The organism is Stenotrophomonas sp. Pemsol, assembly GCF_003586545.1.
Taxonomy (GTDB): Bacteria; Pseudomonadota; Gammaproteobacteria; order Xanthomonadales; family Xanthomonadaceae; genus Stenotrophomonas; species Stenotrophomonas sepilia.
The window spans coordinates 3,146,849-3,161,080 of sequence record NZ_CP025780.1 but is presented as its reverse complement, the minus strand read 5'-3'; the positions used below and the strand labels follow the sequence as shown (position 1 = coordinate 3,161,080).

At 67.1% G+C, this 14,232-nt stretch carries 12 protein-coding genes; 7 read left to right on the top strand and 5 right to left on the bottom strand.

Annotation, left to right across the window (positions count from 1 at the left end; genetic code table 11):
- Positions 1–13: 13 nt before the first annotated feature.
- The 4 genes from PEM_RS14495 to PEM_RS14480 all read left to right on the top strand — a co-directional run bounded on the left by PEM_RS14495 (position 14) and on the right by PEM_RS14480 (position 3,963).
- Positions 14–1,123 carry an S-(hydroxymethyl)glutathione dehydrogenase/class III alcohol dehydrogenase gene (locus PEM_RS14495; RefSeq protein ID WP_111127551.1) on the top strand — a complete coding sequence of 370 codons (1,110 nt, stop codon included), beginning with the start codon at positions 14–16 and terminating at the stop codon, positions 1,121–1,123.
- 8 nt (positions 1,124–1,131) lie between these two features.
- The gene (locus tag PEM_RS14490; RefSeq protein WP_005419244.1) at positions 1,132–1,476 is read left to right on the top strand and encodes a YqcC family protein; all 345 of its coding nucleotides are present in this window, start codon (positions 1,132–1,134) and stop codon (positions 1,474–1,476) included.
- 22 nt (positions 1,477–1,498) lie between these two features.
- Positions 1,499–2,329: an S-formylglutathione hydrolase gene (fghA, locus tag PEM_RS14485; protein ID WP_005419242.1), complete on the top strand. Its 831-nt coding sequence runs from the start codon at positions 1,499–1,501 to the stop codon at positions 2,327–2,329.
- Positions 2,330–2,517: 188 nt separating this feature from the next.
- Positions 2,518–3,963, top strand: coding sequence for a GGDEF domain-containing protein (locus PEM_RS14480; RefSeq protein ID WP_065196463.1), 1,446 nt, complete (start codon positions 2,518–2,520; stop codon positions 3,961–3,963).
- A 114-nt stretch (positions 3,964–4,077) separates the two neighbouring features.
- On the opposite strand, the gene PEM_RS14475 is transcribed toward PEM_RS14480, so the two are convergent.
- From PEM_RS14475 to PEM_RS14455, 5 genes are all read right to left on the bottom strand, one after another.
- Positions 4,078–4,416, bottom strand: coding sequence for a hypothetical protein (locus PEM_RS14475; RefSeq protein WP_006469105.1), 339 nt, complete (start codon positions 4,414–4,416; stop codon positions 4,078–4,080).
- A 77-nt stretch (positions 4,417–4,493) separates the two neighbouring features.
- Positions 4,494–5,435, bottom strand: coding sequence for a DegV family protein (locus PEM_RS14470; protein WP_053501128.1), 942 nt, complete (start codon positions 5,433–5,435; stop codon positions 4,494–4,496).
- A 95-nt stretch (positions 5,436–5,530) separates the two neighbouring features.
- Positions 5,531–6,163 (bottom strand): 2-hydroxychromene-2-carboxylate isomerase, encoded by a 633-nt coding sequence (locus PEM_RS14465; protein WP_065185376.1) that lies wholly within the window; start codon positions 6,161–6,163, stop codon positions 5,531–5,533.
- 25 nt (positions 6,164–6,188) lie between these two features.
- Complete coding sequence (locus tag PEM_RS14460; protein ID WP_069139211.1) at positions 6,189–7,451, bottom strand: amidohydrolase family protein; 1,263 nt, start codon at positions 7,449–7,451, stop codon at positions 6,189–6,191.
- Positions 7,451–8,860: an amidohydrolase gene (locus tag PEM_RS14455; protein ID WP_065185374.1), complete on the bottom strand. Its 1,410-nt coding sequence runs from the start codon at positions 8,858–8,860 to the stop codon at positions 7,451–7,453. Before PEM_RS14455 ends, PEM_RS14460 begins: the two co-directional genes overlap by 1 nt.
- A 249-nt stretch (positions 8,861–9,109) precedes the next feature.
- Here PEM_RS14455 and PEM_RS14450 point away from each other — a divergent pair, with 249 nt between their 5' ends.
- From PEM_RS14450 to PEM_RS14440, 3 genes are all read left to right on the top strand, one after another.
- Complete coding sequence (locus tag PEM_RS14450; protein ID WP_111127549.1) at positions 9,110–12,703, top strand: autotransporter serine protease; 3,594 nt, start codon at positions 9,110–9,112, stop codon at positions 12,701–12,703.
- A 125-nt stretch (positions 12,704–12,828) separates the two neighbouring features.
- Complete coding sequence (locus tag PEM_RS14445) at positions 12,829–13,605, top strand: AMP nucleosidase (RefSeq protein WP_049415280.1); 777 nt, start codon at positions 12,829–12,831, stop codon at positions 13,603–13,605.
- 43 nt (positions 13,606–13,648) lie between these two features.
- Positions 13,649–14,188 (top strand): DUF924 family protein, encoded by a 540-nt coding sequence (locus PEM_RS14440; RefSeq protein ID WP_005419210.1) that lies wholly within the window; start codon positions 13,649–13,651, stop codon positions 14,186–14,188.
- The last annotated feature ends 44 nt before the right edge of the window (positions 14,189–14,232 follow it).

Genomic DNA, 14,232 nt, shown 5'->3' with positions numbered 1-14,232 from the left:
TGGAGAAGCCATCATGAAGTCCCGTGCCGCCGTCGCCTTTGGTCCCGGCCAGCCGCTGCAGATCGTCGAGATCGACGTCGCCCCGCCGAAGAAGGGCGAAGTGCTGGTGAAAATCACCCATACCGGTGTCTGCCACACCGATGCGTTCACCCTGTCCGGCGATGACCCGGAAGGCCTGTTCCCGGTGGTGCTGGGCCATGAAGGTGCGGGCATCGTGGTGGAAGTGGGCGAGGGCGTGACCAGCGTCAAGCCGGGCGACCACGTGATTCCGCTGTATACCGCCGAGTGTGGCGAATGCCTGTTCTGCAAGAGCGGCAAGACCAACCTGTGCGTGGCCGTGCGCGCCACCCAGGGCAAGGGCGTGATGCCCGACGGCACCAGCCGCTTCAGCTACAACGGCGAGCCGCTGTACCACTACATGGGCTGCTCGACCTTCAGTGAGTACACCGTCGTTGCCGAAGTCTCGCTGGCGAAGATCAACCCGGACGCCAACCCGGAACACGTCTGCCTGCTCGGCTGCGGTGTCACCACCGGCATCGGCGCGGTGCACAACACCGCCAAGGTGCAGGAAGGTGACAGCGTGGCGGTGTTCGGCCTGGGTGGCATCGGCCTGGCGGTGATCCAGGGTGCGCGCCAGGCCAAGGCCGGCCGCATCATCGCGGTGGACACCAATCCGTCCAAGTTCGAACTGGCGCGCGAATTCGGCGCCACCGACTGCATCAACCCGAAGGACTTCGACAAGCCGATCCAGCAGGTCATCGTTGAAATGACCACCTGGGGCGTGGACCACAGCTTCGAGTGCATCGGCAACGTCAACGTGATGCGTGCGGCGCTGGAATGCGCGCACCGTGGCTGGGGCCAGAGCGTGGTGATCGGCGTGGCCGGTGCCGGGCAGGAGATCTCCACCCGCCCGTTCCAGCTGGTGACCGGCCGCAAGTGGATGGGCACTGCCTTCGGTGGCGTGAAGGGCCGCAGCCAGCTGCCGGGCATGGTCGAGGACGCGATGAAGGGCGACATCGAACTGGCCCCGTTCGTCACCCACACCATGGGCCTGGACAAGATCAACGATGCCTTCGACCTGATGCATGAAGGCAAGTCGATCCGTTCGGTGGTCCATTACTGAGCCGCAGCGTGGGCTGGTTCGATGCCTTGCGCAGGCCGCGTGCGGAAGATCCGCGCGCGGCCCTGGTTGATCCGATCGAGCAGGCGTTGCGCGTGCTGGGTTGGGTCGAAGGCGTCGTGGGTCCGCCGCGCGCAGTGGACTCACCCTTCGGCATTGATGAAATGCCGTTCGAGCACTGGCTGGCGCAGGTGTTCCTGCCGCGCCTGCACGAAGCCCGCGCCGATGGCCAATGGCCACCGCGCAGTGACGTGGCGGTCGCAGCGTACCGCAACCTGGACGGCCAGCCTGGTGTCGAACCGCTGCTGCGCCTGCTGTCGCAGCTGGATGAGTTGATCAACACACGTGACGGCTGACGCCGGCACGCAGGAGAGTTCCATGGAACGTATTGAACACCGCGCCTGTTTCGGCGGTTGGCAGGATGTTTACCGCCATCGTTCGACCACGCTGGGCTGCGACATGCAGTTCGCCGTGTACCTGCCGCCGCAGGCGGAAACGCAGAAGCTGCCGGTGCTGTATTGGCTGAGCGGGCTGACCTGCACCGAGCAGAATTTCATCACCAAGGCCGGTGCGCAGCGCTATGCAGCCGAGCACGGCGTAATCATCGTCGCGCCGGATACCAGCCCGCGCGGTGATGACGTGGCCGATGCCGAGGGCTATGACCTCGGCAAGGGGGCGGGGTTCTACCTCAACGCCACCCGTGCACCGTGGGCGAAGCACTACCGCATGCATGACTATGTGGCGCAGGAACTGCCGGCGCTGATCGAGGCGAACTTCCCGGTCACCGGGGCGCGTGGCATCAGCGGCCACTCGATGGGTGGCCATGGTGCGCTGGTGATCGCGCTGCGCAACCCGGGGCGCTACCGCAGTGTGTCGGCGTTCTCGCCGATCGTCGCGCCCAGCCACGTACCGTGGGGGCAGAAGGCGTTCACGGCTTATCTGGGCGACAACCCAGCCGACTGGGCGCAGTGGGACGCGTGTGCGTTGCTGGCGACGGCCAGCGAGCGCCTGCCGTTGCTGGTCGACCAGGGCGAGGCGGACGAGTTCCTGCAGACCCAGCTGCAGCCGCAGCGCCTGCAGGAGGCCTGCGCCGCAGCCGGCCATCCGCTGACCCTGCGCCTGCAGCCGGGCTACGACCACAGCTACTATTTCATCGCCAGCTTCATCGGCGAGCACGTCGCCCACCACGCTCGCGCCCTGCACGCCTGAGGGCTTTCCGGTAGTGCCGGCCGCTGGCCGGCAATCCCAGGGGATCACAGGGCTGCGGGTTGCCGGCCAGCGGCCGGCACTACCATGGTGATGCACGCGGAGTGTCGTTTTGCCGCAGTGGATCACGCCGCTGTGGCGTGCCGGCGCGCTATCGTGCGCTCAGACGGCCTTGCGGATCGGGGGGATGCATGCCGGTAGTGCTGGCGCTGCTGTACGTGCTCTGCCATGGGCTGGCCGTGGCGTTCTGGCCGAGCCCGGCGGGCGTGGGCTCTTTCCTGTTCCTGACCGGCGCACCGCTGCTGGCCGCCGCCGCGTGCCTGGTGCGGGCGCAACGTGACCGCGCCGCTCTGGGCTGGCGTTCTACCGCGATGGCACTGCTGCTGTGGGCCGGTGGCATGACGTTCAACATGGTGGATGCGCTGGGCGCCGGCCGGGCTGACTTCACCCCACGCGTCAGCCTGTTGTTGTACGTGCTGTATGGCGTGCCGCTGGTGTTCATCCTGGCCCGGGCACGCCGCGAGCGCCCGAGCATCAGCCTGATCGATGCGGCGATGGCGGCGCTGCTGGGTGTGCTGTTTTTCGTGCACACCGCATCGTTCGCCGCCCGTGTCGAGGTCGACGCCCATGCCATGTCCAACATGCAGCGCATGTTCGACATCCAGAACCTGTGTATCGCCGCGTTCGCCGTGGTGCGATGGCTGGCCGGCGACGTGCCCGAACGGCGCAGGTTCTTCCGTGCACTGGCGTTGTACGCGCTGGCCTATCTGCTGGTGGCCTACTACATCAACCACTACACCTCCGATGATGCATTCGGTGCGTTCAACGACCTGCTGATCGACGTACCTTTTCTGCTGATCGCCTGCATGGCGCTGGACACGGCGCCGGACACAGGCACCACGGCACACCCGCGGCTGGCGAGGACGGTGCAGGCCGCCGGTCCGATCATCCTGCCGTTGCTGCTGCTGGTGGTCGGCACGCTGGTGGTCGATCATGCGCGGCCGTTGGCCGTCGCGGGCTTCGTCGTAGCCACCCTTGGTTTCGGCCTGCGCAGCGTCCTGCTGCAGACCGATCTGCTGGAGCGTCAGGCGGCGCTGGATCAACTGGCGCGGCAGGATGGCCTCACCGGCGTGGCCAATCGCCGCGAGTTCGACGCGCGGCTGACCTCCGAGTGGAATCGCGCGCGGCGCAGCGGCACCGAGCTGGGCCTGCTGCTGGTGGATATCGACCACTTCAAGGCCTTCAACGACCGGCACGGCCATCCGGCCGGTGATCGTTGCCTGCAGGCGGTGGCCGGGGTGCTGAAGGGCGTCGCAGGTCGCGGCAGTGACAGCGTTGCGCGTTATGGCGGTGAAGAATTCGCTGTCATCGTGCCTGGAAGCCCACTGTCGGGCGTGCTGGCGCTGGCCGAGCGCCTGCGCGAAGCGGTCGAAGCGCTGCCATTGCCGGAAGGCCCGGTCAGCATCAGCGTCGGCGTGGGTTACCTGCATCCGCCGGCGCTGGCCAGTGCCGATCAGTTGCTGGCAGACGCCGATGCCGGCCTGTATGCCGCCAAGCGTGCCGGCCGCAACCGGGTGGTCCTGCATGCGCGCGTGCTGGATGACGAGGGCAACGCGCACGGCACCATGGACTGTTGAGCGGACCAGCCCATGGCGTGCCGCCCGTCCAGGGACATCACACTGGGTAGTGCCGGCCGGTGGCCGGCATCTCCTCGGTTGCCGGCCAGCGGCCGGCACTACCACGACGTGGCCTCAACGCACGTCGCGCAGTTCCCAGTGGTGGCCGGCCAGCAGGCGCAGGCGCTGCTTGAACACGTCACTGTCGATACGGGTGGTGGCGACCAGGTTGATGCGCAGGTCCTTCTGCTCGCCGGTCACGGTGGCGTCCGGATCGGTCACGCCCCACTGCGGTTCCACCGCATCCGGGTCGGGTTGCTTGGCTTTCCAGCGCTCGAACAGCGTGCCGCTGCGCAGGGCGTCCTGCAGCTCTTCGGCGAAACCGGCGGCGCCCTGCGAATGGAAGGACAGGTCAGGGTCGTTGCCGCGGGCCTTGGACGGATCGGGCAGGCTGATGTGGTACTGCGCAGGCATGAAGTTCTCCTTGAAGTGCGGCAAGGCTGGCACAACCACGGTGGAATCGGTGTGCAGATTCGCGCCGCGTCGGGGCATCACTCGAACCGATGTGGCCCATCGGCGAAACCCACCGTGACCGCGCCCTTGCCGACATTGACCATGCCGGTCAGGCTCATCACCGATTCGTACACGGTCACGCCATGGCCGGCGCAGACCTCCTTCATCTGTGCGTAGCCGGGCAGGCTGCGCAGCTCATCCAGCTCACCGCCGTAGCTGACGCATACCGTCGGCGTCATCAGCCCGGCACGCACGCGCTGGCTGACCACCGCGAACAGCTTCTGCACGGCACTGTCGAAGCCCTTGATCTTGGCCACCGGCCCGGTCTGGCCACGGTAGCCGTGCAGCACCGGCTTGATGTCCAGCGCGCTGCCCAGTGCGGCGCTGAGCAGGCCGACGCTGCGGTCACCCTTGTGTCGTGCACGCGCGCGCATGTAGTACAGGTCGCGGGTGATCATGTAGCCGTGCACATTGCCGGCCAGTTCTTCCAGCCGTTCGCGGATCTGCTGCACGCTGGCACCACTGTCACGCAGGCGAACCGCCTCCACTGCGGTCACGGCCTGCGCAGCGAACAGGTTCTGGGTATCGAGCACGCGCAGGGCGAACGGCGAGTTGTAGCCCGCTGCCTGCCGCACCGGCTTGTAATCGTTGAGGATGGCGAAGCTGGCCTGCAGCGCATTGTCGTGGATCGGGCTGCGGGTCTTGGTGATGGTCATGCAGAACACGTGGTCGTAATCGATCACCAGCTGCTGCAGGAACAGGTCGCGGATCTGGTTGACACTGAAGGGGATGGTCTCCGCCTCGGCACCGTGCTCGGCCACGTGTGCATGCAGGAAACTCAGCGTGGCCTGCTCATCGCGATGATCGGCCAGAACCGCTTCACCGATTCGTACGGTGATCGGCAGCAGCACGATGTTGTGCTCGGCAATGAAGTCCTGCGGCAGGTCGCAGGCCGAGTCGACGACGATTCCGATGCGCATCCGCGGCTCCCCCTCCAGGGCGGTTGTAGGTTCGGAAACGTGAAATCTATCTCAAATTCTGGCGTGGCGCGCGAGGGAAGCGCGCCAGGCCCTGTTCAGCGACTGCGCTGCACGGCCACCGGAAGTTCGGCCAGGCGCTGCCATTCGGGCTGCTGCAGCAGGGCGGGATCGGCCAGCACGGCGGCCATCAACGGATGGGCGTCGTTGCCCCAGAACAGTTCGTCATCGATGGCCAGGGTCGGTACGCCGAACACGCCGGCAGCAATGGCGGCCTCGGTGTTCCTCCGCAGCTGCTCCTTGACCGCGGGGGCCGCGGTGGCGCTGGCGACATCCTCGATCCCCAGCCGCGCAGCCGGTTCGCGCAGGGCCTCGGCGCTATCGGCGGCATTGCCGTCGCGCCAGATCCAGTCGAACAGCACGTCTACCGCCTGCACGCTGCCACCGGCGGCCAGGCACAGCCGCAGGGCAGACAACGGGTTGAACGGGTGGCCCGGCGGGAACCGCAGCGGTGTTCCTTCGGCCTGCGCAGTCCACAGCAGCTGGCGGTACATGAAGCGGCGCTTGGCCGGAATCTCGGCCGGCCCGAGGTTGCCCAGGTGATGCAGCACGGCACCGAAGGCGATCGGCACGGTCTGGATCCGTGCGAACTGGGGCAGCTGCTTCAGCTTCTGCCAGTGCAGGTAGGAATAGGGCGAGACGAAGTCGAAGTACCAGCGCAGGGTGGCCATGCGGGTTTCCTTGGATAACTGGAGGTCAGGGCTGCGCGTTGCGCTGCAGGTAGCGGTCGCGCAGTTCGGTCTGGCGCGAGCGCATCGGCATCGCCCGGCCGCCCAGCCAGACCTGTTCGGCATAGTGCGCCACGTCCAGCGGGTCGCCCTCCCACAGCACCAGGTCGGCACGCTTGCCCGGCTCGATGCTGCCGATCTGGTCGGCCACGCCGAACGCCTGCGCCGGCACCCGGGTCAGGCCGGCCAGGCCGTCGGCCCAGGGCAAACCGTTGGCCACGGCATTGCCGGCCAGCTGGCGCATCTTGCGGGCGTTGTGCGAGGCGTCGCCTCGCTGCACGAACGAGACCGCCACGCCGGAACGCTGCAGGCGTGCCGCATTTTCCAGGGTTGCACCGATCTGGTCGAAGCTCGCCGGCAGGTTGGACAGCACATCGACGAACACCGGTACCTGTGCGGCGGCCAGCTCCGGCGCCAGCTGCCAGGCTTCGCTGCCACCGGCGATGGCGATCTTCACTTTCTCGCGGGCGGCCCAGCGCAGCAGCTGGCGGATGTCCGCCGCGCGGTCCACCTCCACCACAATGCGGCCCTGGCCGGCCAGGTAGCGGCCCAGCGTGCGGCGCCCGGCCGGGGTCAGCAGCGCATGCGGCGAGTCCGCGGCGACCTGGCCGCGTGCCTCGTCCACCATCTGCTGCAGCAGCATCCATTGCGCCGCACGCGAATGCCCGGTCAGCTCCACTGCGGCCGATCCCAGGCGCAGGAACAGCGCGCGCGGCCCGAGGGGATCGGCGCTGCCGTCCAGCCGCATCACGCCACCCTGGCCTGCAACGAAGCCGCCACCGGTGGCCGCCCCCAGGGCGGTGAAGCCGATGCCGTCCAGGCGCGCCACCGGGATCAGCACCGAGGCCGGGTTGTACGCCAGGGTGACATCGAACTCGGGGCGCAACGGTTGTTCGCCGATCTTCAACGTGCTGTCGACCGTGCTCGCTTCACCGGAGACCTCTTCGATGCCGATCTCGGTGATGCCCCCGAACAGCGCCGGTGTCAGCGGGCGGCCATCGGCCTCGACCACGCTGGCCCCGGCCGGGGCGGACAGCCCGCTGCCGACGGCGCGGATGATCCCGCCCTGCACCAGCACATCGGCGTGCTGCAGGCTGCCGCGCGCGCTGGCCGTGTGTACGGTCGCGTTGCGCACCAGCAGGTCCTGCGCCTGCACGGATGCGGAGAGGCAGGCCAGCACCATGACCGTAGCGCCGAGCCATGCCCGGCGACGCTTGTTCAACGCGCCCATCAGTGCACCTCCTGGCCAAGCTGGAAGTCGGAACGTGGCGTGGCCGCAGGTGCGCTGCGGTCGTACAGGCGGCGGCCGTCGATGAAGACCTGCTCGGCCAGCGCGTACGAGCTGAAGGGGTTGCCGTTCCACACCACCACGTCGGCCATCTTGCCGGCCTCCAGGGTGCCGGTCTGGCCTTCAATCCCCAGCGCCCTGGCGGCGTTGGCGGTCATCCAGGTGATGGCGTGTTCGGGGGGGATCTCCGGCATGCGTGCGCGGCGCGCGGCGGCGATCACCTTGGCCGCTTCCTGGTTCAGGCGCTGGATGCCTTCGGGGGAGTCGGAATGGACGATGGCGCAGCTGTTCTTCGGCCGATCGACCAGTGCGATGTTCTCCGGAATGCCGTCGAAGGCTTCCATCTTGAAGCCCCACCAGTCGGCCCACAGCGCGCCGCAGACGCCGTCGGCGGCCAGCCGGTCGGCCAGCTTGTAGGCCTCCACGCCGTGGTGGAAGGCGGCCACCTTGAAGCCGAATTCCTTGGCCAGGTCGAGCATGGTGGCCATCTCGTCGGCGCGGTAGCAGTGGATATGCACGCGGATGTCGCCCTCGATCGCACCGGCCAGCGTGTCCAGCTTGAGATCGCGCTTGCCGCCGGCATCACCGGCGCTGTCGCCCTTGTCGCTGCCGAACCAGCCCTTGCGCTTGGCCGGCTTCGGTTTGTTCTTGGCGATGTAGTCGGCGGCATCGATGAAGGCGGCGCGGTAACCGGCAACGTTGCCCATCCGCGTGGCCGGAGCGACGCCCTTGCCTCCGCCGTAGACCCGCTTCGGGTTCTCGCCGCAGGCCATTTTCAGCCCCCACGGCGCGCCGGGGAACTTCATCGCCTGGTAGGTGATGGCGGGGACGTTCTTCAGGGTCACACCACGACCACCGACCAGGTTGGCCGAGCCCGGCAGCACCTGCATGCTGGTCACGCCGCCGGCCAGTGCGGTGGCGAAACCCGGGTCCTGTGGCCACACCGAGTGCTCGGCCCAGACGTTGGCGGTGACCGGCGCGGTCATCTCGTTGCCGTCGCTGTGCGCGCCGACGCCCGGGCTGGGGTACACGCCCAGGTGCGAGTGCACGTCGATCAGGCCCGGTGTGACCCACTTGCCCTGCGCATCGATGCGGGTGACACCAGCATCGGCCTGCAACTGGCGGCCGACGGCAACGATGCGGCCCTCGCGCAGCAGCACGTCGGCGTTGTCCAGGCGCTGGCCGGTGCCGGTCAGCACGGTCGCGTTCTGGATCAGCACCGGTGCATCGGGGTGTGCCTGGTAGGTGCTGGGGTAGGGATCGGCGACGAAGCGCGAGGCGCCCACCGCCGGTGCCGTGCTCAATGAAAGCAGCGCCAGTGCCACCCCGGTGCGCAACAACGTCGATGCCATGCAGTTCCCCTCACCAGAAACATGAATCCACGGACGCTAGCCGGGGCCGATGTGGCTTGCCAAGTGACCTTGGACAGGGGCGTGGGGGGGGGTAGGAATTTTCTGATGGAGGATTTGTGAAGGAAATATTAACGTTGGATGAAGCGATGGGCTGATTACGTCTTGCGCTGACCTGTATCACCAGCTTACGCACCTGCTCCAACGACGGAGCCGGGCCCCGTACCTTTCATGGAATCAAGGACGCAACCGATGACTGCTGCAAAGCTCCGCCGTTCGACCGTTTCGCGCCGTTCCTTCCTGCCCTCGCCGCTGGCGTCGGCCATTGTCGGTTCCTTGCTGGTGGCCACCGCACTGCCGGTCCTGGCCCAGGACAGTGACGACGCCCTGGCCCGTTACCAGCTGCAGCGCAGCCTGCAGTCGGCGTTCGCCGCGCAAGGCGGAGTGAGCGCCTCCGCTCCCGCGATGATCGCTCCCTCGGTAGCGATTCCGGTGGCGGCGCTGGCTCCCAGCGTCGGTGCTTCCGCGGAGCCGGTCATGGGCAGGCCCGGCGATGCTGCGAGCTGGCGCACCAGTGAATTCGAACTGGACTGGGGCCTGGCTGCGATCAATGCCGACGTGGCCTATGCGCGCGGGCTGACCGGTGCCGGCATCCGCCTGGGCGTGTTCGACAGTGGCACGGGTCTGGACCATCCGGAATTCGCCGGCAAGGACAACCGCAGCGTCCGCATCGCCGATCTGATGGCTGACGGCACGCGCTGCACCAACACCACCGCAGTGCGTGGGCCGGCGGCCTGCTTCGCCAGTGATGGCGATGACGTCCAGATCAGCTATGTCGGGTACAACGCCAACGTGCCCGACAACATCCGCAGGATCATCGAGTCGGGCCCCTATGTGCAGCCGGGGATGCAGTTCGAGATCCATGGTACGCACGTTGCCGGCACCATCGCGGCGAACCGGGACGGAAGCGGCATGCACGGTGTGTCCTTCGGTTCGGACCTGACCGTTGGCCGGCTGTTCTCCGACAGCATCCGCGAGTGGCAGCGTACGGCGACTGGCTACTCGGTCGTGACGCTGGGCGCGATCGGCCCGAAAGTCAGCGCCTTCCAGGACCTGTATGCCCAGATGAACGCGCAGGGCGTGCGTGCCATCAACCATAGCTGGGGCCTGGTCACGGAACCGACGACAGCGACGGACATGGACGCGATCTACAACGACCCGGACGACCGCCAGTACCTGAACACCTTTGCCGACGGATCGCGTGCGCGCGGGATGATCCAGGTGTGGGCGGCCGGCAATACCAGTTCGCTCATTCCGACGCCTGCGCAGAGCCCCATCGCCGGCCTCTACGCCACGCTGCCGCGCGCATTCGCCGACATCGAGCCGTACTGGTTGAGCGTGGTCAACGTCGGTACCAACCTGACCCTGAGCAATCGCTCCAACAAGTGCGGCCTGAGTGCCAACTGGTGCCTTGCCGCACCGGGTTCGGACATCGTATCGACCGCCTATGGTGATGATTCCAGCCTGGCCGGCAGCGTCGGCATCGACGCCAACGGCAATGTCAGCCTGGACATCCAGCAGCGCGTGCCTACCTATGGCTATGCGCTGCTGAGTGGAACCTCCATGGCCGCGCCCCACGTCACCGGCGCGCTGGGCCTGCTGTTTGAACGCTTCCCCTATCTGGACAGCGCGCAGGTGCGCGATGTGCTGCTGACCACGACCACCGATCTGGGCGCGCCCGGCATCGACGACATCTACGGTTGGGGCCTGTTGAACCTGGCCAAGGCCATCGAGGGTTACGGTTCGCTGCGCGTGGACACCAACGTGGTGATGAACCAGCGTGCCGGTGGCCTGAAAGTGTGGGAGGGCGATGCCTGGGACAACTGGACCAACGACATCGGCGGCCCCGGCAAGCTGACCAAGAGCGGCATCGGCTGGCTGCGCTTGAGCGGCGACAACAGCTTCAACGGTGCGCTGGTGCGCGAGGGCGTGCTGGAACTGGATGGCGTCAATACGCTCACCGGAGCGGTGGACGTGGCCGGCGGTAGCTTCCTGCTCAATGGCAGGTTGAAGAACACTGCGCTGAACAGTCAGGGGGGCTCCAGCCATATCAACGCACGCGGTGTGCTGGATGGCTCCGACCTGAACGTCAACGGTGGCGTGGTCATCTTCGACGGTGTGCAGCGCGGCGCCCACACCTCGGTGGCCGCGCAGGGGACGTTCGAATTGAACGGAAGGCTGGAAAACAGCGCGTTGACCAGCCTGGGCAACAGTCGTGTGAATGCAGGCGGGGTACTCGCAGGCTCCGATCTGACCGTCAACGGTGGCGTGCTGTCGTTCAACGGCACGCAGAGCGGTGGTCACACCCTCGTTGGCCCGAACGGCACGCTGAAGGGCATCGGCCAGCTGGGCGATACCACCGTGGCCGGTATCGTTGCACCGGGCAACTCGATCGGCACGCTGACCATCAACGGCGACTACGTGCAGACCGCCACCGGTGTGTACCAGGCCGAGCTGGCCCCGGGCGGGCACAGTGACCAGTTGCGCGTCACCGGTACCGCCACCCTGGGCGGCACCCTGATCGCCCTGCCGGAAGCAGGCACCTATTACCTGGGTGAGCAGTTCAACTTCATCCGTGCCGACGGCGGAATCCGTGGCCAGTTCGCCACCACCGACTTCAGTGCGTTCTCGCCGTTCCTGAAATTCGGGCTGTCCTATGGCACCGGTGGCGCGCGCATTGAAGTCACCCGTGGCAATCCGCTCGCCAGTGCCGCCAGTACCGACAACCAGCGCGCGGTGGCCACTGTGGCCGACCGGCTGGCGGTCAACCAGGGCCTGCCGCGCCCACTGACCCTGCTGTTCCCTCAACAGGTAGGCGCTGCACTGGACGGCCTCAGCGGCGAGCTGCATGCGGCCACCGCGATGGCCCTGGTCGAGGGCAGCCGCTACGTGCGTGATGCCGCACTGTCGCGCCGCGTCGGTGCACGCGCGCCGGGAGCAGACGGCGACGCCGCCACGGGTGTCTGGGTACAGGCCATCGGTGGCAGCACCACGCTGGACGGCAATGGCAACACCGCACGCACCGAAGCCAACAGCAGCGGCCTGCTGGTAGGCGTGGACCGCGAGATCAACGGCTGGCAGGTCGGCATGCTGGCCGGTACCGGCCGTACCGATGCCAAGCAGCAGGAAGGACGCCGTGCGCGTGCCAAGGTCGACAATACGCACCTGGGGGCCTATGCCAGTCACGACTGGGGCGCCTTCGGCCTGCGGGGTGGCCTGGCCTGGAGCGAGCATGAGGTGAAGAGCACCCGCGAGCTGGCCTTCTCCGGTTACAGCGATACGCTGGCGGCACGCTATGACGGCCGCACCCGCCAGGCGTTCGTCGAGGCGAGCTATCGCTTCGGCGGCCGCGAGGCGGGGCTGGAACCTTACCTGCAGCTCGCACGTGTGGAAGTGGACATGAAGCGCGTCAACGAGCGCGGCGGTGCGGCTGCACTGCAGGGTGAGGTGGACGATCTCCGTATCACCGTGGCCACGGCCGGCCTGCGTTTTGACAAGGGCCTGAAGGCTTCGTTCCAGCAGGACAGCTGGCTGCACCTGCGCGGTGGCGTCGGGTACCGCCATGCGAGCGGGGATCGCGACCCGGCGGCCCGCTTCGCCTTTGCCACCGGCAGCGACAGCTTCGTGGTCAGCGGTGCCCCGATGGCTGACAGGACGGTGGTGGCCGAACTGGGGCTGTCGGCATGGTTGACCGCACGCCAGCAGCTGGAGCTGGGCTATAGCGGCCAGTATGGCGACGAAAGCCGTGACCACAGTGCCAACCTGCGCTGGTCGGTGCGCTTCTGAGCCGCCGGTTACCGCAGGGAAACCAGGAGGGCGGCCGCAGGGCCGCCCTTCTTCGTTGCCGGCCCAGGTGTGGGCTGGCCCGTGCACGCCTACAATGGCGGCCCCCACGCCGTACCGGACCGCCCATGAAGAGCAAGCAGGAAATCGTCGACAACTGGCTGCCGCGCTACACCGGCGTGCCGCTGGACCAGTTCGGCCAGCACATCCTGCTGACCAACTTCGGCGGCTACCTGCACACCTTTTCCGAGCTGACCGGTGCGCCCATCATCGGCCTGGACCGGCCGATGGCCAGTGCCACCATCGACGGCATCACCATGATCAACTTCGGCATGGGCAGCCCCAATGCCGCGATCATCATGGACCTGCTGTCGGCAGTGATGCCCAAGGCGGTACTGTTCCTGGGCAAGTGCGGTGGCCTCAAGCGCAAGAACCAGCTGGGTGACCTGGTGCTGCCGATCGCGGCGATCCGCGGCGAGGGTACGTCGGGCGACTACCTGCCGCCGGAAGTGCCAGCCTTGCCGGCGTTTGCGCTGCAGCGTGCAGTCTCGACCATGATCCGCGACCTCGGCCACGACTACTGGACCGGCACCGTCTACACCACCAACCGCCGGGTCTGGGAGCACGACGAGGCCTTCAAGGAGCGGCTGCGGGCGATGCGCTGCATGGCAATCGACATGGAAACCGCCACCGTGTTCGCAGCCGGTTTCGCCAACCACATTCCCAGTGGCGCGCTGCTGCTGGTCTCGGACCAGCCGATGATCCCCGACGGGGTCAAGACCGAGGCCTCCGATGCCAAGGTCAGCTCCCAGTTCGTGGAAAATCATATCCAGATCGGTATCGAGGCGCTTAAGCTTATCCGGCGCAACGGCAAGTCGGTCCGCCACCTGCGCTTCGACGAATGATGATGATGGCCTGGCGCGGCGCGCCGGCCCTGGGGAGTAGGTGATGGACGTTGCCGCGCAAGTGGTGGATTTCTGGAAAGAAGCGGGCCCTGCGAAGTGGTTCGCCCGCGACGATGCGTTCGACGCGCAGTTCCGCCAGTTGTTCCTGGATGAGCATTTCGCCGCCGCTTCGCGTGGGCGTGAACACTGGCTGGGCAGTGCCGAGGGCGCACTGGCGCTGATGCTGCTGCTGGACCAGTTCCCGCGCAACTGCTTCCGCGGTACTGCCCATTCCTATGCTACCGATGGCCTGGCCCGGCACTACGCCATGCGCGCCATCGAGGAAGGCCTGGACCTGCAGCTGGTGCCGAAGCTGCGCGCCTTCATCTACCTGCCGTTCGAGCACTCCGAGGACCCGTTGGACCAGGACCGTTCGGTGGCGATGTTCGATGTGCTGGGCGACAAGGAATACCTGCAGTACGCCGAGCTGCACCGCGACATCATCCGCCGCTTCGGCCGTTTCCCGCACCGCAACGCCGTGCTGGGGCGCATTCCCTCGCCGGAGGAACTGGACTACCTGGCCGAAGGCGGATTCGCCGGCTGAAAAAGGGGACGGAGGGGATTAAGTCGTTTATGCCACAAACGACT

What these genes read in the sequence shown, in the direction of transcription:
- PEM_RS14495 (WP_111127551.1), top strand. Translation starts at nt 14, where the DNA reads ATGAAGTCCCGTGCCGCCGTCGCCTTTGGTCCCGGCCAGCCGCTGCAG.
- fghA (WP_005419242.1), top strand. Translation starts at nt 1,499, where the DNA reads ATGGAACGTATTGAACACCGCGCCTGTTTCGGCGGTTGGCAGGATGTT.
- PEM_RS14480 (WP_065196463.1), top strand. Translation starts at nt 2,518, where the DNA reads ATGCCGGTAGTGCTGGCGCTGCTGTACGTGCTCTGCCATGGGCTGGCC.
- PEM_RS14475 (WP_006469105.1), bottom strand. Translation starts at nt 4,416, where the DNA reads ATGCCTGCGCAGTACCACATCAGCCTGCCCGATCCGTCCAAGGCCCGC.
- PEM_RS14470 (WP_053501128.1), bottom strand. Translation starts at nt 5,435, where the DNA reads ATGCGCATCGGAATCGTCGTCGACTCGGCCTGCGACCTGCCGCAGGAC.
- PEM_RS14465 (WP_065185376.1), bottom strand. Translation starts at nt 6,163, where the DNA reads ATGGCCACCCTGCGCTGGTACTTCGACTTCGTCTCGCCCTATTCCTAC.
- PEM_RS14460 (WP_069139211.1), bottom strand. Translation starts at nt 7,451, where the DNA reads ATGGGCGCGTTGAACAAGCGTCGCCGGGCATGGCTCGGCGCTACGGTC.
- PEM_RS14455 (WP_065185374.1), bottom strand. Translation starts at nt 8,860, where the DNA reads ATGGCATCGACGTTGTTGCGCACCGGGGTGGCACTGGCGCTGCTTTCA.
- PEM_RS14450 (WP_111127549.1), top strand. Translation starts at nt 9,110, where the DNA reads ATGACTGCTGCAAAGCTCCGCCGTTCGACCGTTTCGCGCCGTTCCTTC.
- PEM_RS14445 (WP_049415280.1), top strand. Translation starts at nt 12,829, where the DNA reads ATGAAGAGCAAGCAGGAAATCGTCGACAACTGGCTGCCGCGCTACACC.
- PEM_RS14440 (WP_005419210.1), top strand. Translation starts at nt 13,649, where the DNA reads ATGGACGTTGCCGCGCAAGTGGTGGATTTCTGGAAAGAAGCGGGCCCT.